Origin of the sequence: Blautia sp. AF32-4BH, assembly GCF_003460565.1 — a bacterium.
GTDB lineage: Bacteria > Bacillota > Clostridia > Lachnospirales > Lachnospiraceae > Fusicatenibacter > Fusicatenibacter saccharivorans.
In genome coordinates, this window is the sequence record NZ_QTVL01000004.1 from 1 (window position 1) to 21,705 (window position 21,705).

General features: G+C 46.2%; 17 protein-coding genes. 1 reads left to right on the forward strand and 16 read right to left on the reverse strand.

Features of this window, described 5'->3' with window-relative positions:
• Positions 1 to 317: 317 nt before the first annotated feature.
• The gene (locus tag DWZ44_RS06245; protein ID WP_117804430.1) at positions 318 to 713 is read right to left on the reverse strand and encodes a pyridoxamine 5'-phosphate oxidase family protein; all 396 of its coding nucleotides are present in this window, start codon (positions 711 to 713) and stop codon (positions 318 to 320) included.
• Between the two features lie 190 nt (positions 714 to 903).
• Here DWZ44_RS06245 and DWZ44_RS06250 point away from each other — a divergent pair, with 190 nt between their 5' ends.
• A complete protein-coding gene (locus DWZ44_RS06250; protein WP_117804431.1) occupies positions 904 to 1,281 on the forward strand; it encodes a winged helix-turn-helix transcriptional regulator in 378 nt (125 codons plus the stop codon).
• Positions 1,282 to 1,343: 62 nt separating this feature from the next.
• Here the strand turns inward: DWZ44_RS06250 and DWZ44_RS06255 are convergent, their stop codons facing one another.
• From DWZ44_RS06255 to DWZ44_RS06325, 15 genes are all read right to left on the reverse strand, one after another.
• Positions 1,344 to 3,371 (reverse strand): beta-galactosidase, encoded by a 2,028-nt coding sequence (locus tag DWZ44_RS06255; protein ID WP_117804432.1) that lies wholly within the window; start codon positions 3,369 to 3,371, stop codon positions 1,344 to 1,346.
• A 66-nt stretch (positions 3,372 to 3,437) separates the two neighbouring features.
• On the reverse strand, positions 3,438 to 6,476 hold the full coding sequence (locus tag DWZ44_RS06260) for a glycoside hydrolase family 2 TIM barrel-domain containing protein (RefSeq protein WP_117804433.1): 3,039 nt from the start codon (positions 6,474 to 6,476) through the stop codon (positions 3,438 to 3,440).
• 98 nt (positions 6,477 to 6,574) lie between these two features.
• Positions 6,575 to 7,381, reverse strand: coding sequence for a carbohydrate ABC transporter permease (locus DWZ44_RS06265; RefSeq protein WP_022461292.1), 807 nt, complete (start codon positions 7,379 to 7,381; stop codon positions 6,575 to 6,577).
• Positions 7,381 to 8,268, reverse strand: coding sequence for a carbohydrate ABC transporter permease (locus tag DWZ44_RS06270; protein WP_022461293.1), 888 nt, complete (start codon positions 8,266 to 8,268; stop codon positions 7,381 to 7,383). The genes DWZ44_RS06265 and DWZ44_RS06270 overlap by 1 nt, the downstream gene beginning before the upstream one ends.
• A 187-nt stretch (positions 8,269 to 8,455) precedes the next feature.
• Positions 8,456 to 9,832: an ABC transporter substrate-binding protein gene (locus DWZ44_RS06275; protein WP_022461294.1), complete on the reverse strand. Its 1,377-nt coding sequence runs from the start codon at positions 9,830 to 9,832 to the stop codon at positions 8,456 to 8,458.
• A 203-nt stretch (positions 9,833 to 10,035) separates the two neighbouring features.
• Positions 10,036 to 10,977: an AraC family transcriptional regulator gene (locus DWZ44_RS06280; RefSeq protein ID WP_022461295.1), complete on the reverse strand. Its 942-nt coding sequence runs from the start codon at positions 10,975 to 10,977 to the stop codon at positions 10,036 to 10,038.
• A gap of 12 nt (positions 10,978 to 10,989) precedes the next feature.
• Positions 10,990 to 11,289: a cupin domain-containing protein gene (locus DWZ44_RS06285; protein ID WP_022461296.1), complete on the reverse strand. Its 300-nt coding sequence runs from the start codon at positions 11,287 to 11,289 to the stop codon at positions 10,990 to 10,992.
• Positions 11,290 to 11,442: 153 nt separating this feature from the next.
• Complete coding sequence (locus DWZ44_RS06290; protein WP_022461297.1) at positions 11,443 to 12,078, reverse strand: ABC transporter ATP-binding protein; 636 nt, start codon at positions 12,076 to 12,078, stop codon at positions 11,443 to 11,445.
• A gap of 4 nt (positions 12,079 to 12,082) precedes the next feature.
• Entirely contained in the window at positions 12,083 to 12,937 is an 855-nt protein-coding gene (locus DWZ44_RS06295) for a hypothetical protein (RefSeq protein WP_055226291.1), read from the reverse strand.
• Positions 12,930 to 13,700: a hypothetical protein gene (locus DWZ44_RS06300; RefSeq protein WP_022461299.1), complete on the reverse strand. Its 771-nt coding sequence runs from the start codon at positions 13,698 to 13,700 to the stop codon at positions 12,930 to 12,932. The genes DWZ44_RS06295 and DWZ44_RS06300 overlap by 8 nt, the downstream gene beginning before the upstream one ends.
• A 137-nt stretch (positions 13,701 to 13,837) precedes the next feature.
• Positions 13,838 to 15,040 carry a hypothetical protein gene (locus tag DWZ44_RS06305; protein WP_022461300.1) on the reverse strand — a complete coding sequence of 401 codons (1,203 nt, stop codon included), beginning with the start codon at positions 15,038 to 15,040 and terminating at the stop codon, positions 13,838 to 13,840.
• 204 nt (positions 15,041 to 15,244) lie between these two features.
• The gene (locus DWZ44_RS06310; protein ID WP_022461301.1) at positions 15,245 to 16,561 is read right to left on the reverse strand and encodes a GHKL domain-containing protein; all 1,317 of its coding nucleotides are present in this window, start codon (positions 16,559 to 16,561) and stop codon (positions 15,245 to 15,247) included.
• Entirely contained in the window at positions 16,558 to 17,274 is a 717-nt protein-coding gene (locus tag DWZ44_RS06315; RefSeq protein ID WP_022461302.1) for a LytR/AlgR family response regulator transcription factor, read from the reverse strand. Before DWZ44_RS06315 ends, DWZ44_RS06310 begins: the two co-directional genes overlap by 4 nt.
• Before the next feature lie 244 nt (positions 17,275 to 17,518).
• On the reverse strand, positions 17,519 to 19,372 hold the full coding sequence (locus DWZ44_RS06320) for an ABC transporter ATP-binding protein (protein ID WP_117804434.1): 1,854 nt from the start codon (positions 19,370 to 19,372) through the stop codon (positions 17,519 to 17,521).
• A complete protein-coding gene (locus tag DWZ44_RS06325; protein WP_117804435.1) occupies positions 19,365 to 21,683 on the reverse strand; it encodes an ABC transporter ATP-binding protein in 2,319 nt (772 codons plus the stop codon). The genes DWZ44_RS06320 and DWZ44_RS06325 overlap by 8 nt, the downstream gene beginning before the upstream one ends.
• Positions 21,684 to 21,705 lie beyond the last annotated feature (22 nt).

Genomic DNA, 21,705 nt, shown 5'->3' on the forward strand with positions numbered 1-21,705 from the left:
CTCCTCCGGGTTTTAACGGGATTTTTCCTTCTGACCTTCTATGTAAGCAAGTATCTGTTCACGGCTTCGGTCACTAACCGTTACAGCACAATAAGACGGATTTCACAAATGTTCTCCCCACAACTCTTTCCTTGACGCCGGATAGGAAAAACCATTTTTATTAATTGTAAACATATCTTTCTCCATAAAAGTATTTTACCATATCCATAATAATATATCAAACATTTGTTCTGTTTTATATTAAAAAAATTGCGCGTCTAACTCATCACTAAAGTAACGAGAATGCGACGCGCAGTTTTCAAATTCATAGCGACAGATTAAAACTCGTACTGTGGGTTTCCGGAAAAGTCTGCGATTACACCGTGTGCATTGTCCAGATAGAACACCTCGAAAATCGGGTTGTCAGCGGTCTGGTACTGGCCTTTTACGATCGGGTTCTGCATGCACACTTCTTTTACAGCCATGTTATTTTCAAACACTGCGGTTCCGTGCAGACGGATCCATGCGTAGGACGGGCTGGAAACAGAGATTTCGATTTCCGGATTCTCCTGCATATCTTTGTAAACATCTTTTGTGTTGTTGGTGCAGAACCACAGTTTTCCGTCAACCTCTCCTGCAAACATGAACGGGCGGCATTTTGCCTTTCCGTCACGACCTACCGTTGCCAGATACTGTACCGGATTCTCATTTAAAAATTCTACTGCTTTGCTCATTTTACTTTCCTCCATTTTGTTTTTTTGAATTGTTTTTTTCTTTCGATGGCTTTATAATAAGTCCATAGAGTTCTTTCGTAAAGTAAGCACAATATTGTGGTGTAGTTACCCAAAAGATACTATTGTGTAAAATCAGACGTTTCCGCCATCTTTCAAATCATTATTTTCTTCAAAAAGGAGGTCTTCTCTTATGTCATCCGCAGAAAAAACACCCGTTTCTCTTGCTGATCTTCCGCCCTGCCCGGTGGAAACTACGCTGACTCTGATCAGTGATAAATGGAAAGTTCTGATCTTGCGCGATCTGCTGCTCCACGGCACCATGCGGTTCGGCGAGCTGAAAAAGTCCATCGGTCACGTCTCTCAAAAAGTTTTAACTTCCCAGCTCCGCCAGATGGAACAGAGCGGTCTGGTCAACCGTAAAGTTTACGCCGAGGTACCGCCGCGTGTCGAATATTCCCTGACGGAACTCGGCTTCAGCCTCCACCCGATCATGGATGCGATGTGGGACTGGGGCGAAGTGTATAAGAAAAAGCTGGCGCAGGAAGAAGACGCTGCTGCAAATGCATGAACGAAAAAAGTCTGTTGAGAAACAGCCCATTTCGGTTTTTCTCAACAGACTTTTCTTCTCTTCTATCTTCCTTTCAGCACAATCGTCTTCCAGCTTCCGATCGTTCCGTCATACGTTCCCTGCCATACCGGATAGCGCTCGATCGGCAGTTTGACTTCAACGGTCTCCCGGCTAAAGTTCTGGACAAACACGTACCTGGTTCCGTCCTTCTGCTTACGCATCGTGACTTCCACACCTTCCGGAACTTCTTCCACGATCCGCTCCACACCGGCCTCTTCTGCCAGTTTCCGGCAGACTTCATCGTACAGTCCCTGTTCAAAGTCCGCACAAACGGCATACGCTTTTCCCTTTCCGTACACATTCCGGGTCATCGCCGGCATGCCGTCATAGAAATCTTTTCCGTATGTCATCAGCACTTCCGCCGTCGATGGCTGTACCAGCTCGCAGAGATGACTGCAGCGGTATGCCCGTTCCAGATGCAGCGGATTTTCCGGCTCCGGAATTCCTTCGTTCCATTCGCCATCGTATAAGCCGTCAATCTCCATACTCCGGAATCCCATCACATCCATCAGGTCATGCGGCGTTCCGCCTAAGTAACAGAGATCCGTCTCATCCACAATGCCGGACCAGTAAGTCAGCAGAAAAATTCCGCCGTTTTTCACAAAGTTCCGAACCTTCTCTGTCCATCCTTCCCGCAGCAGATAAACCATCGGCGCTGCCACAACACGGTATCCGTCGAGACTCCTCGTCTCGTCAATCAGATCCACATTGATGCCCAGTTTCCGGAATGCCTGATATGGCTTTTCCACGGTTTCTTTATAAAAAACACCTGCATTCCGCGGACCCGCCGCATCTTCCACCGCCCAGCGGTTTTCGACATCATAAATCACGGCTGCTTCCGCCGGGTTCTGCGAACCGTTCACTTCCTGCAGTTTCTCCAAAGCTACGCCGACTTTCGCCACTTCACGGAATACCCTAGTATCCGATACGCCATAATGGTCGATCACGGCCCCATGGAATTTTTCGGATGCACCGCGGCTCTGCCTCATCTGGAAATACAGCACACTATCCGACCCATGCGCAACTGCCTGCAGTGACGCGGCCTGCAGCATGCCCGGTTTTTTCAGCTTGCTGACGGACTGCCAGTTCGTTGCGGAAGGACAGCTCTCCATCAGATAAAACGGCTTTTTCTGAATGCTCCGCATAATGTCATGCTGCATACCTGTATCCATCGCTGTTACCGTCTCCGCCTCTTTATGCCAGGTCGGATAATTGTCCCAGGATACAAAGTCAATCACATCGGCAAACTTGTAGTAGTTCAGTCCGGTAAAGTTATACATCATATTGATGGTAGACGGCTGTTCTGCCCCAGCGTCCCGCAGCGCTTTGATTTCCCATTTTACAAAATCCGCGGTCTGATCCGTCACAAACCGTTTCCAGTCCAGATTCAGTCCGTGCAGCGAAGAATCTCCTTTCGGAGACGGGCTCTCCACCTGGTCAAAACTCTGGTAAGTATGACTCCAGAACCCGGTATTCCAGGCACGGTTCAGCCGTTCCAGTGTGCCGTATTTTTTCTTCACCCAGCCGCGGAATGCCTCCTGGCACAGCGGGCAGTGGCACTCTCCGCCGTATTCATTCGAAATATGCCATGCAATCACGCCAGGGTGGTCTTTGAACATTTCCGCCAGCTTCGTATTGATGATTCTCGTTTTTTCCCGGTAAACCGGTGAGGTATAGCAGTGATTATGGCGCTCCCCGTACAGATTCCGTTCTCTCGCTGCATTGACACGGAGCACCTCCGGGTATTTTTCCGTCATCCAGCGCGGTCTTGCCGCCGTCGGCGTGGAAAGCATGACCACAATTTCGTTTTCATACAGGCGGTCAATCACCTCTTTTAACCATTCCAGACGGAAAACTCCTTCCTCCGGCTCTAAAAATGCCCAGGAAAACATGCCAAGCGAAACCTCGTTGATTCTGGCTTTCTTGAAATACGCCAGATCCTGTTCCAGAATCTCCGGGTAATCCAGCCACTGTTCCGGGTTATAATCGCCCCCGTGCAGGAGCTTTCCAAAATTTACTTCTTTCTCCATCTGCTTTTGTCTCCTTTTCTTTCGCAGACAGCCCATCCTGTCCACGGACAGAATGGGCTGAACGCATCAGATTCCCATAAACGTAAAGGTAAACTCCAGTTTTTTATCAATCGGAATCAGGTACTCCGGATGGGTCTGTGCACCCCAGCTGTCGTCTCCGCCAACACCCATCTGCTGTTTTGCCACGCGCACAACGGTGTAATGTACCTGCGGCAGTTCATACGGATGCATCGCATTTTCCAGCTCGTGCGGTGTGTACGGCAGTGCGGAAAATTCCATCTTGTCGCCGCTGAACATCATACCGCGGCCCTTGCGGTTCGTCACGGTTGCCCAGCGTACACCAACCTTGTTGCCGCACTCCTGCGGAACGAGATATTTCGCCATATTATCTTCGACTTTATTCTTATAAACACCGAGCTTTGCTCCGGCACAGCGGTCCACATACGTCTCCTCCGGTCCCATGCCGTACCAGGTAACGTTGTCATAATCGGCATCCAGTTTGAACATCATGCCGAATTCCGGCATATCGCCGAGCTCTTTCACCGGATCATACGTCAGCGTCGTCTGAATGCTTCCATCGCCGAAGACACGGTAGGTCAGACGGCACTCGCTCGCCGGTGTGGTCGGCATTACATAGCGGTAGCTGACTTCTGCGCAGTCCTCGTGTACTTCGATTTCCGGCGCATACAGTCCCGGATAATGGCTGCCGTTCGGATATTTGTGGGACAGATACATTGAAGCAATCTTCCACTGGCTGTAACGCATCGGCATCAGGCTTCCGCAGTCATTGTCGATCGGCGCACGCCAGAAGTTCGGTTTCGGAATCATTTTGATCATCTCAACGCCGCCGTAACGGTACGATACGAGTCCGCCGTTCAGATCGGAGAACATCACATCAAAATTTTCGCCGCGCACACCAAAATCATGGTTGGAACGGATCACTTCAAATTTCGCCGGTTTTTCTGCTTTCGCCGGTGCTTCCACTTCATAAACACCCTGTCCGAATGCAACTTCATGGCCGCGCTTGCCCCATATGGTATCTTCTTTCAGGCGGAAGGAAACGGTCACCGCATACTCGCCCGGAAGGGTCTGTACGGCAATCGGAAGCTCCACTGTTTTTTCGGAAAGCGGCTCCACGGAAATTTCCATCGGCACTTCTTTCAGTTTCTTTCCTTCTTTTTCGAGAATTACCACGCAGTCAAACGCATCGGTATTCACAAACAGGTTCTTATTTTTTACAACTGCTTTGTCTTTCTGTACATCCACAGCAATGTTCTGATAGCAGAATTTTACTTCCTGCATCTTCGGGGAAGCATCGCGCTCGCCGCCGTATACAATACCATTTCCGCTGAAATTGTAATCGCATGGATGATCATCAAAGTCTCCGCCGTACGCCTGGAACTCTTTTCCGTAGCGGTCTTTTTTGTAGATTGACTGGTCGATATAATCCCAGATAAAGCCGCCCTGGAACAGCGGTTCTTCCTCGGCAAGATCCATATATTTCTTCATGGCGCCGCAGGAATTTCCCATCGCATGTGCATACTCACAGCAGACATACGGTTTTCTTCTGTCTTTCGACAAGAATTCACGGATTTCATTGACGGTGGTGTACATCCGGCTTTCCATATCGCTGGTGTCGTTGTATCTGCGGTCGTCATTAACTCCTTCATAATGAACGAGACGGGTCGGGTCCATTTTCCGGTATAACTGGGACATTTCAAAAATAACTTTTCCGCCAAACGATTCATTTCCGCAGGACCAGATCAGAATCGCCGGATGGTTTTTGTCTCTCTGATACATCGAATTGACACGGTCGAGCATACAGTCCATCCACTCCGGGCGGTCGCATGGTACAACACCGGAGAAATCTCCGCTTCGTACCGCATCCGTATCTCTCGTTCCATGGGACTCCATGTTGCACTCCGCGATCATGTAAAGACCGTATTCATCGCACAGATCATAAATGCCGACCGCATCCGGGTAATGGCAGGTACGGATTGCATTGATGTTGTTCTGTTTCATCGTCGTCAGGTCTTTGATCAGCTCTTCTCTCGAAACGACACGGCCGGATACGGAGCTGAACTCGTGGCGGTTGACGCCTTTAAAGACAACCCGCTTTCCATTCAGCATCATGATGTGGTCTTTCATCTCAAAGCGGCGGAATCCGACTCTCTGCGGAATCAGTTCCTGCACCGTTCCATCCTCTGCGGTGACTTCCAGCAGAAGATCATACAGCACCGGTGTCTCTGCGGACCACAGTTCCGGGTGATCGACTTTCAGAACAAACTGTGTTTCCCCATCCAGCACACCTTCGGTGCTCTGCAGTGCCGTTCCGTCTTTTAACAGGGTAATTTTTACCTTTCCTGTTCCGATCATTTTCGTATCAATGACCAGATCTGCCTTCGTAAACGTATCATCCAGCAGCGTCTGTACTTTCAGATCCGAAACGTGAACCTCCGGAATCGTGTACAGATACACATCACGGTAAATACCGGAGAAACGGAAGAAATCCTGATCCTCGCACCAGCTTCCGCTCGTCCATTTGAAAACCTGCGCAGCCAGTTTATTTTCGCCCTCTTTCAGATACGGGGTCAGTTCAAACTCGGACGGAGTAAACGTATCCTCGCTGTAGCCAAGGAACGTTCCGTTCAGCCATACGGCAATACCGCTCTCTGCTCCCTGGAAGGAAACAAAAAGCCGTTTTCCTTTCATCTGCTCCGGCACTTCAAAATATTTCACATAGGAAGCCGTCGGATTGAACCGCTCCGGAATCTCGCCCGGCTGGATCTCTTCTCTTCCTTCCCATGGGTACTGCACATTGGCATACTGCGGTGCGTCATATCCCTCCATCTGGATATGTGCCGGCACGCGGATATCGTCCCATTTTGTGCAGTCATACTCCGGTGTCTCGAATCCCGGAATCGTGCTCTCGTAGTTCTTTGCGTAATGGAATTTCCACAGTCCGTTCAGACTGTGACGGAAGTTTTCCACATGCTGCTCCATTTCTTCCACCGATCCATAATATCTGTGATCGGAATGCGCCGCCACCCGGTTTTCTCCATAGTACGTCGGGTCCTTCACTTTTTCATACTGAAATACACCCATTTTTATTTTCCTCCTTCTGGAATTTTGTTCTTTTTGATCTTTTGAAAAAAAGGTGGATATTCATCCAAATATCCACCTTTTCTGTTCGATTCTTTTTCTTATTTTACGGCACCTGTGATACCTTCTGTGAAGCTCTTCTGGAAGCAGAAGAAAATAATTGCTGTCGGGATCGTACAGATAAATACGCCGAGCATCAGCACACCATAATCTACAGTGTAGCCGCCGAGCAGGTTCGCTACCAGCATCGGCATGGTGATGGATTCATTGTTCTGTAAGATAACCTTCGGCCACAGGTAGTTGTTCCATGCGTTCATAAAGGTGATGATTGTTGCTGCCGCATACGTCGATTTCATGGTCGGCATATACATACGAAAGAAAATTCCTGTCTCGCTTAAGCCATCGAGTCTTGCCGCTTCGATGATATCGTGCGGGAAGGAACGGGAAGCCTGGCGGAACATCATGATCATGAACGGTGTTGAAATCGAAGGAAGCATGAAAGCTGCCATCGTGTTGACCATCTTTAGCTGGGAAAACATACGGAACATTGGGATCATGATGGCTGCGAACGGAATCATCATCGCAGTCAGAAGTACGGTAAATACCGCATCTTTTGCTTTATCATGATAGATCTCAAATCCATAACCGGCGATCGAGCAGACCAGAAGACAGAGAATGGTCAGCACCGTCGCATTCCGGAAGGAGTTGCACAGTGCAAGGCGCAGGTTCTGCTGCGCAATCAGCGCTTTAAAGTTGTCAATCAGATACGTACCCGGAATCAGTTTTCCGGCAATGACATCAATACTTCTGTTTGTAGACGCGCAGAACATATAGTACAGCGGAAAAACAGAAAGGATCGACGCTACCGTTAAAATCAGATACATGAAAAATTTCTTTGCTTTTCCCATTATCGCTCGTCACCTACTTTCATCTGAAGCAGTGCCAGAATGGCTACCATGATCAGGATCAGGATGGACATTGCTGCCGCATAGCCAAAGTTCGGGCTCTGTACAAAGGACATATTGTAAATATAATGAGACATGGTCATGGTTGATTTTCCAGGACCTCCGTTTGTCAGGTTCAGGGACTCATCGAACAGCTGCAGAGTACCGTTGGTAGAAGTAATTGTGGTCAGCAGAATCATCGGTTTTAACAGTGGAACGGTGATCTTGAAGAAAGTCTGCAGCGGGCTTGCGCCGTCGATTTTGGCTGCTTCGTAGATCGAATATTCAATGTTCTGCATACCGGAGAGATAGAAGACCATGTTGTATCCGGTCCATCTCCAGATCAGGGCGATGATGATAACCGCACGGGCTGTCCACGCATTGGAGAACCACATGATCGGGTTCATGCCGAGGCCGCGGAGAACGGTGTTGATAAAACCGTCATTTGCAAACAGGGAACGGAAGATCATCGCGTAAGATACGAGAGATGTTGCGCACGGCAGGAAAATGCAGGTACGGAACAGTCCCTTAAAACGCAGATCTTTGTTGTTCAGCATGGAAGCAAACATCAGGCCGAGGATCAGCATGATCGGCACCTGAATAATCAGATAAAAGAAGGTGTTGCTTAAGGTCTGTTTAAAGGTCGGGTCTTTTAAAATACGGGCATAGTTTGCAAATCCGTTGAATTTTAGGTTGATGCCCATACCTGTCTGTAAAGACAGGATGAATGCCTGAATCATCGGATAAAAGCTCATCCATGCGATCAGGATCGTTGCCGGCATCAGGAAAGCCCAGCCGGTAAGATTCTGTTTTCTTTCCAAGTTCATTCCTTTTTTCTTCTGACTGCTCATGGAATCTTCCTTTCTTTTTTTACCTGGCGTGTGTTTGAAAAAATCTTTTTGCAGACAACATTTCATGTTCTCCTGCAGAAATCATTTTTCAAACACACACCGCATAGATACAGAACGGGCCTGCTTCTGTCTGTCCAGGAAGCAGACCCGTTTCTTATCGTCCTACTTTTTTATGTATTGCAGGATATCAGCCACCCATGTTGAACTCTACAGTTTCCTGTGCGGTCTGAAGTTCGCTGTCCATATCTGCTCCTGTCTGGATGATATTGGAAAGTGCGGTTCCGACAGCATCACGTGCATCGTAGTAGAATGCTCCAGTGATGTTGGATGGAGTCTTGGTTGCGAAATCAACGATCTTTGCGTAAACCGGGTCATCGCTGAAGAATGCAACTGGCTGTGCATATGCTTCGGAATCTCCTGCCGGTGCCCAGGTTGCCAGAGCGCCTTTTGCGATGATATCATCGTAAAGAGCTGTGCTGCCTGCGAAGGTAGATTTCATAAAGTCAATGGCAAGATCCTGTTTTTTGCAGTTGGAAGAAATTGCCCAGGAAGAACCACCGTTGTTGGAGTAGTTGGTTGCTCCGTCAACGCCGTCCAGTTTCGGCATATTGGTGATTGCCCATTTGCCGGACTGATCTTCATTTGCTGTGATGGAAGCCATGATCCAGCATCCGTTGATAACGCCTGCTGTAGTTCCGTTGTTGATGGATGCGATGTACTGATCCCAGTCAGTAACCTCTACAAGAGTGCCATCTTTTACCATCTGGCTGTAAATCTCAAGGATTGGTTTCAGTGCTTTGTTGTCTACGATGTTGACAGATCCATCTTCGTTGAAAAGGGACTCACCGCAGGACTGCAGCATTTCCATAACAAGGTCCGGAGATCCGGCCTGAGATGTCAGGATCGGCTGGCCTGTTTTCTCTTTGACAACTTTTGCTTTCTCCATAAAGTCATTCCAGGTGATATCTGTGAAATCATCTACGGTGAAGCCTGCCTGCTCCAGCATATCAGTACGCAGGCACTCGATAACGGCACCATTGTCGAACGGAATTCCGTAGTTCTTCCCATCCAGAGTAGAGTAAGCAACTTTTGCGGATGAGAATTCGCTGAAATCAATTCCGGAATCGGTCAGATCGGTGAAGATGTCCGGATAGTTGGTTGCATATTTCTGGAAGGAGTTATCCTGCATCAGGAAGATATCCGGCAGAGTGCTTAAGTCTCCTGCGGAAACTGCTGTGGTCAGACGGGTTTCAATGTCGTCGGACTGTACTTCGCTGACTTCTACTTTGAATCCTTCGTGATCCTGTGCATAAATTTCAGCTGCTTTCTTGATCGCGTAAACGTTGAAGTTCGGGTCCCAGGTCCATACGGTTAAGGTGTTGTCATCATCAGAACTGCCCTCTACTACGTCGCTGCTCTCTGATTTTGCAGTGGTTTCACTTGCTGCTGATGCATCGTTTCCGCCGTTGCTGGAACTTGTTGTAGTTCCTCCGCTGGAACCACATGCAGCCAGTCCAAATACCATTGCTGATGCCATTACGATTGATACAATTTTTCTTTTCATATTGCACATCCTCCTTAAGATGTTATTTTACAACCGGAACCTCCGCACTTTTTACAGCGCAGAAATTTTTTGGTTGTTTTGTACATTTTTTATGTTTTTATTCCCTCAACATGTACAAAGTATAACATATTTTCCCGTCGTTTGTGCGCATTTTTAACTCTATACTATGCATTTTCAACCATTTATATGCATTTTGACGGACATCACCATCCTTCCTGTGTTTTTATATCAAAATTCAACAATTTTCGTTCATAATGTTCCGGTGCACTTCGCCACTGCTGTGGAGATACACCAAGAATCCGGCGGAAATTACGGTTAAATGTAGAAATTGTTGTGAATCCGCTTCGCATTGCAATCTCATTTACAGAAATATTTGTTTTCCGCAGTTCCTTACATGCCGCCCGGATCCGGACCCAGTTAATGTACTCAACCGGCGTCATCCGCATGGATTCCTGAAAAATACGGCGCAGATGTGTTTCGCTGATATGACATACCTCTGCCAGCTCCTCAATTCGAAGAATCTCTTTATAATTTTCTCCAATATAATCCAGCGCAGGCAGAATCAGAGCGATACTGGCATCATCTACAATAGAATTCTTTTCCTGCTCCTCGTCCCTTTCATTCCATCTGGCAATCTGCATCAGAAGCGCTCTGGTCAGTCCTTTCACTTCCTCGAGATAAAATTCCCGTTTTTCACCCATGCATTTAATGATCAGTTTGATCATCTCCGCGACCTCCGGCCTTTCCTCATTTTTCACAAAATGGGCCTTCTGGTTAATACGCGCAATCAGCTTTTGTGCCATGCGCATATTGCCCTTATACAGCTCTGTAATAAATCCTTCCACATCCACAAACACCCATGCCCAGGAACATACACTGTTTTCTTTTGAGTTTGTTGTATGCGGAAAGTTTTTCGGCACCACCGTAAACATACCGCCATGATACGGCAGTTCCTCATCTTCCAAAACAATCGTTCCCTCACCGTAATAGCAGAAACCGATCTCCATCAGGTTATGAAAATGCAGATAATCAATCTGGTACCCATAATTCTGCAACCATTTTTCTCCCTGCAGCACCAGCACCGGGCATTTTTCCGGCACTTCGTAATAGCGGTATTCCATTCTGGGCTTTTTCTTTCTGCTCATATCCGTACCTGCTTATTCTACTTTTTTCTGAATCATCGCCAGAAACACGAGCGGTTCTTCCCCTGCGCAGGAAACCGCATGGCCGCTGCCGTCCTCGCAGAACGTCGTCATGCCCGCCTGCACCGGGTAGGTTTTGTCGTTATCCTGATACATACCCGCACCGGACAGGATGTGATACGCTTCTGTCTCCCCATGATGCTCATGATACGGAAGCTCATCACCCGGTAAAATCGTTACTTTTGCAAAGAGTGTCACCTTTCCGGAAAGGCGTTCGCCCTCCAGCAATTTTTCTGTTGTGTGTCTGTCTGCCATTGTTCATGTCCTCGTTTTCGTAATCTTTTTTTGTTTTCCCTGTCTCCATCCTACACCAAATAGCGTAAGATTCGATCTTCTCTGTGTTTTTATTATATTCTCTGCTTCACCGGAAGACAATGAGATTCACCAAAAACGAGCAACTTTTTTCCGTCAGCCTACAATCTTTCCTCTGTCAATCTCCACCGTCGTATCGCACAGTGCTGCAATGTCTTCCCGGTTGTGGCTGGCAAGAAGAATGGTTTTTCCTTCGTCTTTCAGTTTCAAAAACAGCTGCCGCATCTCCTGCACGCCCTGGTTGTCGAGACCGTTCATCGGTTCATCCAGAATCAGAAGGGAAGGTTCCTCCATAATCGCCTGTGCAATACCGAGACGCTGGCGCATGCCGAGCGAATACTTGCCGACATGCTTTTTCGCTTCCGGATCCAGTCCGACTTTTCGGATGGCCGCATCGATCTCCTTTTTTCCGATCTTCCTGCGGATGCCGGCGAGAAACTGCAGATTCTGTCTGGCACTGTAGCCCGGAAGAAAGCCCGGTGTCTCGATGATGGCGCCAATACTCTCCGGCGCTTCGATCTCTTTCCCAATCTGTTTTCCATCCACAAAAACCGCTCCATCGTCCACCCGGAGAAATCCGCAGATGCATTTGAACAGTACCGTCTTCCCACTTCCGTTTCTTCCGATCATTCCGTGAATTTTTCCTTTTTCGAAGCTCAGGCTGATCCCGTCCAACGCCGCGTAGCTGCCAAACTTTTTTGTCACGTTTTCTATTCTTATCTTTTCTTCCATTCTTTCAGATTTCCTCCACAAAGTTCAGATCCTTTTTCCGGATCCCGAGATACGAAAGGATCGTGCATGCGCCGATGACAATCGCAAAGACACTGTAAACATATGCCATCGACGGCCCGTTTCCATATCCCTGCCACTTGTAGCTCGCAATATTCATCCAAAGCGGCGGCGCGCAGTAATAGCCGATTGTGATGCTGGAAAATTTGCTGAGCAGAAGCGCAGTGAGTGCGATGCCGCAGTTGATGACGATTCCAAATCCCCTGTGTACCAGAAAATTTCCGGCATAACTCACAACGCCTGTCATAACCGACAGGCACCAGATCGCAAGCATTGTGAGTCCCATTGCCTCCTGCGGCGAAAATCTCGAAAGGATCAGATAATCCAACGGTTCCTGGTCAAAGGTATATGCCGCATTCGTCTGAGCCAGCGTACTGATCACCTTCCCCCATCCGGTTTCCCACCCTACATTCGGAAACACAAGCAGTACCGGAATCATACTTAAGCATATGGTGTAAAAAAAGGAAACAACCACAATGTACAGCATGTTTCCCCAAAACCAGCTTTTCCGCCCGGCCCGCAAAATCTGCCACCCGCTGTTCGGTTCCAGAAACGGAGCATCACAGAAAAGCAGCAGAGCCCCAAGAACAATGATAATCTGGTCTCCATTATATCTGGTCATAAACGGCAGCATCCAAAAAGTCACATCAACTCCGGTCTGCTCGCAGAAGCCTCGAATACCCACCGTCATTACATGAAAAAGGATCGCAATCCACAACAGCGCAACATAAAACCGTGGTGTTGTGAATGTTTTCCGCAAACGTATCTGACATACCCGAAGGCTCATCCGTATTCTATCCATTCTGCGCCCTCCTCTTTACCACTCGCACGAAAATTACACCTTCCATTCCTGTCAGAATAAGGAAATAACCAGCTATCACAAAAAAATCCTTAAAATTCCGGATACTTCCCCCATGGAGCTGGTACCATCTCATCTGGCCCGGCAGCTGCAGCGCTTCTGCTACAAGCTGGCTTGCATAATAAAAAAGAGCCGGTGTGCTGACCAGCACAAACAGATTTTTTATTTTTCCCGATATCATAAGCGCAAAAACTGCCATAAATGCATACTTGACAGCCTCAACTCCAAATCTTGCGGCAAGGTAAAACGGCAGAACGAGTCCATTTCCATAGCTTAAACTGCCTGTTAATGTTTCAAGCTCTTCTTTTTTTATCCACGGTATTTTTAATGCCAAAACGCCATAAACAACTGCCATTCCCAGAAAAATACTGATCACAGAACCGAAAAAGGCAACCACCAGATGCGACCAGCAATATGCTGTTCTCCCTATGCGTGTCTCAATGCATCTAAGATAGCCATTTCTGCTGTCTTCCCAATAGCTCAGCGCAAACGGCAGCACAGCCAGCACAGAAAACACTTCAAAAAATGCCCCCACACCATGACTGCTGACAACCAGGTAATATACCGATGCATTCCACCGGCTCTGCATTGCTTCCTGACTGATGTTTAACACGGTAACCAGCATCGCACCTGCGATGGCAAAATAAAATTTTCCTGATAAAAACATTCTTTTAAAATCCATTTTTATCATTCGAAAAAAATTCATGAAAGATCACCTTCTTGTCCTTCCGCAACAATCTCTTATCCTCTTCGTCTTTTAAAAAGATGTGACCCGCTTAGCCCGGAGTCACATCTTCCGCAAAACAATTTATTCTTTGAGTAACTCGTAAATCTCAGACAAACTCACCCTGCAATTTCCCGTCCATCCAGTGCATTGATGTAAACATACTGTTCGATCTCATCTTCTATAAATCGAAACTGCCACGCAGGAATCATATCACACATCCAATGCCCTGTTTCATTTCTTCCCGTTGTCATCGGGTAATAAATCAGTTTCATCTGATTCAGCGTAATCGGCTCTGCAATTGCCAAATCATACTTATTTCTCAGCGTTTCCAAAATAATATCTTTTTCCGCAAGAGATACCGGTTCCTTTTCCCGAATAGCATAGTGATTAACTGCTTGAAGATATTGAATTCCGCCCTCCGTTATAACAGCCTGTATTTTAGATGACGGAATATAAAGATCATCCTGCCGGTTAATTTCATTGCATAATACAGGAACCCCATTCAGATAACCCTGAAAAAACAACAGGAAACAATCATCTGCTTTTGACCACTCATATTTCTGAATCTTCTGAGGCTTTAGCAATTCTCCATTCTCGATTGCCTGTTCCATTAATTCCTGCTGTTTTTCCATCTGTTCATACGAAAAACTGTATTTACTGGTCAATTCAACTTTTTCCCAGTCTCCAATCCATCTAACAAACTCTTTTCCTTCCTCTATCAGCTTTTCTTCGTCTTCCAATGAAATTTCCTGCTCATTGTCTCTGACCAAAATCCCTTCACCATAGGCTGATGTAATATATTCAACAGGCAAATTATAATAAACTTTTTTTCCTTCTTCCGTTTCCACTCCTAATATATTGCTGACAGACACCGTTCCATTTTGATTTTTTAATTGTTCGCCAAGTATTCCCTCATACGAATAACAAACGTCCGGCTCTCCTGTGTCTCCTTTTCTTGTTTCCAATCCACTTTCCGGAATTTTCCCAAGTATTTTATTGAACACACTTTCTCCTTGAAATCCATCCACTTCTATCACACATTTTTCAAACTCATTCCATTTTTTGTCCGGCATGTCAACAATCGCATCAATTTTGGCCTGACTGCCAAGCTGAAAACGGATGTGCTCACCATTGCTTAATTCCTGATCATTTTCAGGTGTCACATTTGTTTCCGTTTCATCATTGCTGATAGAACTATTCCGTTCTTCTCCATTTTCCTGTTTTTCTACCTGCTGCAAATTTTCTGACTCATTTCCCATATTCTGACAACCTGTAAAGAACAGTAATATTACCATAATTCCCAATACTTTCTTTCCCATATATCCCCTCTTTTCAAAATTTCGTTCTTTCTCTTCTGTTACTCGAAGCATAGCGAAATTTTTCTCCATCGTCAACGGATCTGGGATATCATGCTCTATCTGGGATAATCAGTACAGATAGCAAAAAATAAAACTTTGTTCTTTGAAATCCGCATTCTTTTTGCTTCCTTCATACAAATAAAGTCTTTTTTATTACGTTTTATCTTATTTTATCGGAAATACTGCCTCTGCGCAAAACAAATCTCCTGTCTCATAATACTTTAACGCGCCACCTACCTTTTGCATCGTCCGTTTTACACTTTTGTGCCCAATCCCGTGGCTGCTTGTATCTTTCTTCGTCGTATTCAAACTTGAATTTTCATTTAAAACAGATTTTTCTATTTTGTTTTGAATCTCCAACCGAAGATATCCCATTTTTTCCTCTACAAAAATTATAATTTCTTTCTTCTCTGTAACTTTCCGCTCTGCTTCAATCGCATTATCCATGAGATTTCCAAACACAGAGCAAAATTCCAAATCATCAATTCCTTCCATTTTGCTCAGAATCGTACACTTCACATCTACTTTTTCACTTCTCGCAAGAGTAATTTTTGTATTAATCATAGAATCCACATAACTGTTTCCTGTCTGAATTAGTGTCTGCACATCTTCAATTTTCTGATTAATTTTTTCCCATACCTTTACCATTTCCGACTGCGGCATGGTCTCCATTGCCTCTTGCAGAGGTAAAAGATAATTTTTCAAATCATGTTTAAATTCTCGTAATTCTTCATTACTTCTCTTAATAATTTCCATACTTTCCTTTGAATATTTCTCTTTTTCTTTCATCAGTTCATATTCTAGCTTTGTTTGATTATCCTTGCTCATTTGCTGTACTATAAAGTACATAATCAGGCACATCAGCCAGATACAGCATACGCACAGCAAAATCCATTTCTGTTCCTGCATCTGCACACTTGGCAGATCTCTTACTACCAAAATAATAGTATTTCCCGCAATAATTGAGAAAACAAGGTTGCATCCCATGACAATCCATTGCCAGCTTATCAGATTCTCTCGTTCAAACAAAAGACTATTTAGTAATTTACCAACAAAAAAATAAGAAATTTTTGATAATAGCATGATCGCAATTCTTACTGTATCCTGATCTTGAATAAACGATGCAACACTTTCTTGAAGGATAAAACTGCCGCCGAAAAGGATCGCTGTGTTTACCATCATCAATACTGCTCTCGCAACTACCGCTGCAGTAACCTTTCTCAGAACACTTCCCTGTGTACCCACCATCAAATAGACAAAAAGCCAAATCAATGTGATCCACATTTCCCACCTGTCATATAACGCAGGATACTTTTCCAACGCAGGAAAGATTAGCCCAAATAGCACTGCAATTCCCCACAAAATTTTACCTTTTTTCCCTTTGGGTTTCTGCTGCATAAAATCCATGCAGAATTCCAACAAAAGTATGTTTTCCCAAACAGAAATTGCAAGTTCAAAAACCTTCCAAAATGTTGCACTCATTCCATCACCACTCCCATAATTTTCATTCGAACCTGATTCAGATAATTTCTGCTGACAGGAATGCTTTTCCCGTTCAATAGCAGAAGTTCTTTTTCGCGCAACCGATATACATAGTTCATGTTAACCAAATATCCTTTATGTGTCCTTACAAATTTATGCGCTTCTAGTTTTTTCTCCGCTTCTGACATTTTCATTCTTACACGAATCGCCTCATCCCTCGTATCTTTTTCCCGATAGAAAAGCAGATAGTTCTTCTCGCTCTCCACAAACCAGATATCACGCAATGCAAGTTTTACACTCTGACGCCCTGTCTGCAGTTCTATTTGGGGAACTTTCTTTCCTGCCTTTTTCTGCAGTTCCAGCAACTGCGGCTCCAGTTCCTCATCCAGATGTGCCTTGCGGATAAAAAAGAATGGATGATACACCAATGACTGAAACACCAGATCATCCTTATTCGATACAAACACAATACAACATTCTCTGTTCCACTTTTTCAGATACGATGCAACCTCAAATCCATTCACTTCCGGCATATCGATATCAATAAAAAAAACAGAAATCTCATCAAGATTTTTGATTCCTTCCAGCATCTCCTTCGCAGATACGTAGCACTCCATTTTCACTGCAATCTTATGTTTCTGACATAAACCTCGAATTCTGATTTCCAGTTTATTTAAAAACACTTTATCATCATCACATAAAATTAAATTCATTATTTTCCCCCGTGCTTCTTATCGAAGATTCTACTTCTCAATAGCATACCAAATTTTTTCTTTTCTCTCAAGTAACCTGGGATAACATGAATGATCTGGGACAAACATCAGATCATTCTGCTCTGAGAGCTTTTTTGCCTGACGGGAAAATGTAACGAGATTTTCCCTCGAAAAAAAACAACACCTGAACCGTTTTGCCAACTCAGGTGTTGTTACAATAAATTTATATCGCCCGCAAAGGCTGTTACGCAACTATATCCTCAAACTGCGAATTGTAAAGGTTTGCATAGAACCCATTCTTCGCAAGCAGTTCTTCATGGTTGCCCTGCTCGATGATATCTCCGTCCTTCATGACAAGAATCAGATCCGCATCACGAATCGTGGACAGCCGATGGGCAATGACAAAGCTTGTTCTACCCTTCATCAGGTTATCCATTGCTTTCTGGATCTCGATCTCTGTTCTGGTATCAACGGATGAGGTCGCCTCATCGAGAATCAGGATCTTATTGTCTGCAAGAATTGCTCTTGCGATCGTCAGAAGCTGTTTCTGTCCCTGGGATACATTGCTTGCATCCTCATTCAGCTCCATCTGGTAGCCGCCCGGCAGGGTCTGAATGAAATGGTGTGCCCGCGCAGCCTTCGCCGCTGCAATAACCTCCTCATCCGTGGCATCGAGCCGGCCGTAGCGGATATTTTCCATGATACTGCCCTTGAACAGCCACGTATCCTGCAGCACCATACCAAAGGCATCGCGAAGCTCTCTGCGGTTGAAATCCCTGATATTGTGGTCATCCAGAAGAATGGCTCCGCTGTTTACATCATAATAACGCATCAGCAGCTTAACCATCGTCGTTTTTCCTGCTCCGGTCGGGCCGACAATGGCAATTTTCTGACCCGGTTTTACCTTCGCGCAGAAATCATGAATGATGATCTGGTCCGGATTGTATCCGAACTGTACATGATCAAAGGTTACTGCTCCTGTTACTGTCTCAATGTCAGCCGGATTTTCCGTGGTCTGATCCTCTTCCTCTTCGTTCAAGAATTCAAAGACACGCTCGGATGCCGCCGACATCGACTGTACCATGTTGATCACCTGCGCAATCTGCTGGATTGGCTGGGTAAAGTTTTTTACATACTGGATGAATGCCTGGATATCACCGATTGTAACCACGTTTCGGATTGCCAGCAGACCTCCGGTCAGTGCCACACAGGCGTAACCCAAATTCCCGACAAACATCATAATCGGCTGCATCATGCCGGATAAAAACTGCGATTTCCATGCGGAATCATAGAGAATGCTGTTGGTTTTCTCGAACTCCTCAATGGTATCCTTTTCACGGTTAAATGCCTTAATTACAAGGTGGCCGCCGTAAACCTCCTCAACCTGTCCATTGATGTGACCCAGATATTCCTGCTGGTCACGGAAGAATTTCTGGGATTTTTTCGTCACCAGTCCGATCAGCCCCATAGAAATCGGCAGGATCACAAGTGCGATCAGCGTCATCAGCGGGGAGATACTCAGCATCATGATCAGAACGCCGACCAGTGTTGCCACGGATGTGATGATTGTGGTAATGCTCTGATTCAGTCCCTGACCCAGTGTGTCGACATCGTTGGTAATGCGTGAGAGCACTTCGCCATAGGTGCGACTCTCAAAATATTTCATCGGCATGCGGTTGATTTTCTCCGAGATTTCCTTCCGGAGACGATAGCATACCTTCTGGGTAACGCCGGTCATAATCCAGCCCTGGATGAAGCTGAACAGAGCGCTCATCAGATACAGGCCAAGGGTAAACAGCAGAATTTTTCCGATTTTTGTAAAGTCAATGCTGCCTGTCCCTCTGATTTTTTCCATCAGTCCCTCGGACAATGCCGTTGTTGCTTTTCCGAGGATTTTTGGTCCCGCAACGTTGAACACGGTCGAACATGCGGCACAGAGCATAACGACAAAAATCGCAATTTTATATTTTCCGATGTACTGTGCAAGCTGTTTGATCGATTTTTTCAGATTTTTCGGCTTCTCGCCCGGCTGCATACCGCGGCCCATGCCTCCCATCGGTCCTCTTTTGCGCGGCTGCTGATTTCTCTTGTCACTCATGGTCAGCCACCTCACTTTCTATTCCAAGCTCCTTTGCCGAGAGCTGGGATTTTGCAATCTCCTGATAAACCTTACAGTTCTTCAGCAGTTCTTCATGTGTTCCTTTTCCGACAACCTTTCCGTCATCGAGCACCAGAATCTGCTCCGCATGGAGAATTGTACTGATTCTCTGTGCCACGATGATCACAGTGCTGTCTTTGACATTCTCCGCCAGTGCTTTTCGAAGCGCCGCATCCGTTTTCAGGTCAAGTGCAGAAAAGCTGTCATCGAAAATAAAGATTTTCGGATCCTTTGCAATCGCACGCGCAATCGCCAGACGCTGTTTCTGTCCGCCGGACACATTTGTTCCGCCCTGGGAAATCGCGGTCTCATATTTATCATCTTTTGCTTCAATAAACTCTGTTGCCTGCGCAATCGCTGCTGCTTTTTCGATCTCGGCATCGGTTGCATTTTCTTTTCCGAAGCGCAGGTTCGATGCGATCGTTCCCGAGAACAGCACACCTTTCTGCGGTACAAAGCCAATCTCGTCTCGCAGATCCTTCATGGTAATGTTTCGGATATCTTTCCCATCCAGGGTAATCTCTCCGCCCGTCACATCGTAAAGACGCGGAATCAGGTTTACCAGCGTTGATTTTCCGCAGCCGGTACTGCCGATAATTGCCGTTGTCTTTCCCGGCTCCGCCACGAAATCAATGTCATGCAATACATCCTCTTCTGCTCCCGGATACCGGAAATTGACATGGCAAAAGCGAACAACACCATTGTGTACGTCTAATTTTTCCGGCGTTTCGGCATCCTGAATCGAAAGCTCTGTCCGGACAACCTCGTCGATACGGCCTGCGGCAACCGCAGCACGCGGCAGCATGATAGACATCATCGTCAGCATCAGGAAGGACATAACAATCATCATGGCATAGGTAATGAACGCTGTCATTGCGCCGACCTGCATCGTACCCTCATTGATTCTGTGTGCACCAAACCAGACAATTCCTACGGTCAGTACATTCATAATCATCATCATGCCGGGCATCATAAAGGTCATGACACGATTGGTAAACAGTGTCGTCCCGGTCAGCTCCCGGTTTGCCGTATCAAAGCGTTCTTCTTCTTTATCCTCTCTTCCGAATGCACGGATAACGGAAAGTCCGGTCAGGATCTCACGGGAGACCAGATTGATGTTATCTACCAGCTTCTGCATCTGTTTGAATTTCGGCATTGTAATAGATACAAGCAGCATGACATAGCTGATAATCACAATAATTGCCAGTACGATAATCCAGCCCATGCCGGCCCCTGTTTTTACCACCTTGACCACACCGCCAATACCAAGAATCGGCGCATACGCAATCATGCGCAGCAGCAGCACCGATACCATCTGGATCTGCTGGATGTCATTGGTACTTCGCGTAATCAGAGATGCGGTGGAGAATTGATCCATTTCCGCATTGGAAAACCCGACAACCTTTTTGAACACCTGATCTCTCAGATCACGACCGATTCCGGCAGCGACACGGGATGCAAACAGTCCGACAAAAACCGTTACCACACCCATCAGAAGTGCCATGCCGACCATCTTAAGACCCGCCGTCAGAAGATACGACTTCTGAATCCGGTCGATATCAAGTCCCGCCGCTTTATCTGCGGAAACCGCATAGGCAATTCCCATCGATTTTACCAGCGAGCTTCCCATCGTATCGAGCGTTTTTTCCATGCTATCGCGCATCGAAAGCACGTCATCCTTCTCCATCTGTCCACTCTCGAGCATAGACGCAAAAATCGGACGGACATCTACGCAGGTCACTTCCACCTTGTTTCCATCCTCATCTTCTTTTTCCTGCCGGAAGCTCTTCAGCTCCACATGCATCATCTCTCCGATCTGCCCTATCGTCATGTTTTCAAACACGGACGCATCCTGACCGGTCTGCTGTGCCATGAGCTGTTTGAAGGTGGTTTCCTCCATCGCACCCATCTGGTAATTCATAAGGAGTGCAACGGTCAGCGTTTCATCCGCTGTATCTAGTTCTTTTTCGGAAGCTTTGTTCCGCTCATAATAGCTGTTCTTTTTCGTATAAAGGCTCTCCCACAAGTCTGCCTCATCATCCGTCATGATGAACTTTGCTGTCTGAAATTCTTCCTCTTTGATCCTTTTGGGCGTAACGTGCTCAACACCGCTGTTCTGAATGCCCACATCAATAATATCGGATGTGTACGACGGGAGCGACAGGTCGCACCACGCCTGGACAAACAAAAGCATAAGAATCACAAGAATCGATTTCCAGTACGGGATCATGTTCTTGAAAATCTTACTCATTTTTTCCCCTTTCTGTCTTTTT

What these genes read in the sequence shown, in the direction of transcription:
- DWZ44_RS06305 (WP_022461300.1), bottom strand. Translation starts at nt 15,040, where the DNA reads ATGGGAAAGAAAGTATTGGGAATTATGGTAATATTACTGTTCTTTACA.
- DWZ44_RS06275 (WP_022461294.1), bottom strand. Translation starts at nt 9,832, where the DNA reads ATGAAAAGAAAAATTGTATCAATCGTAATGGCATCAGCAATGGTATTT.
- DWZ44_RS06300 (WP_022461299.1), bottom strand. Translation starts at nt 13,700, where the DNA reads ATGAATTTTTTTCGAATGATAAAAATGGATTTTAAAAGAATGTTTTTA.
- DWZ44_RS06255 (WP_117804432.1), bottom strand. Translation starts at nt 3,371, where the DNA reads ATGGAGAAAGAAGTAAATTTTGGAAAGCTCCTGCACGGGGGCGATTAT.
- DWZ44_RS06295 (WP_055226291.1), bottom strand. Translation starts at nt 12,937, where the DNA reads ATGGATAGAATACGGATGAGCCTTCGGGTATGTCAGATACGTTTGCGG.
- DWZ44_RS06280 (WP_022461295.1), bottom strand. Translation starts at nt 10,977, where the DNA reads ATGAGCAGAAAGAAAAAGCCCAGAATGGAATACCGCTATTACGAAGTG.
- DWZ44_RS06260 (WP_117804433.1), bottom strand. Translation starts at nt 6,476, where the DNA reads ATGGGTGTATTTCAGTATGAAAAAGTGAAGGACCCGACGTACTATGGA.
- DWZ44_RS06310 (WP_022461301.1), bottom strand. Translation starts at nt 16,561, where the DNA reads ATGAGTGCAACATTTTGGAAGGTTTTTGAACTTGCAATTTCTGTTTGG.
- DWZ44_RS06245 (WP_117804430.1), bottom strand. Translation starts at nt 713, where the DNA reads ATGAGCAAAGCAGTAGAATTTTTAAATGAGAATCCGGTACAGTATCTG.
- DWZ44_RS06320 (WP_117804434.1), bottom strand. Translation starts at nt 19,372, where the DNA reads ATGAGTGACAAGAGAAATCAGCAGCCGCGCAAAAGAGGACCGATGGGA.
- DWZ44_RS06285 (WP_022461296.1), bottom strand. Translation starts at nt 11,289, where the DNA reads ATGGCAGACAGACACACAACAGAAAAATTGCTGGAGGGCGAACGCCTT.
- DWZ44_RS06270 (WP_022461293.1), bottom strand. Translation starts at nt 8,268, where the DNA reads ATGAGCAGTCAGAAGAAAAAAGGAATGAACTTGGAAAGAAAACAGAAT.
- DWZ44_RS06325 (WP_117804435.1), bottom strand. Translation starts at nt 21,683, where the DNA reads ATGAGTAAGATTTTCAAGAACATGATCCCGTACTGGAAATCGATTCTT.
- DWZ44_RS06290 (WP_022461297.1), bottom strand. Translation starts at nt 12,078, where the DNA reads ATGGAAGAAAAGATAAGAATAGAAAACGTGACAAAAAAGTTTGGCAGC.
- DWZ44_RS06265 (WP_022461292.1), bottom strand. Translation starts at nt 7,381, where the DNA reads ATGGGAAAAGCAAAGAAATTTTTCATGTATCTGATTTTAACGGTAGCG.
- DWZ44_RS06315 (WP_022461302.1), bottom strand. Translation starts at nt 17,274, where the DNA reads ATGAATTTAATTTTATGTGATGATGATAAAGTGTTTTTAAATAAACTG.
- DWZ44_RS06250 (WP_117804431.1), top strand. Translation starts at nt 904, where the DNA reads ATGTCATCCGCAGAAAAAACACCCGTTTCTCTTGCTGATCTTCCGCCC.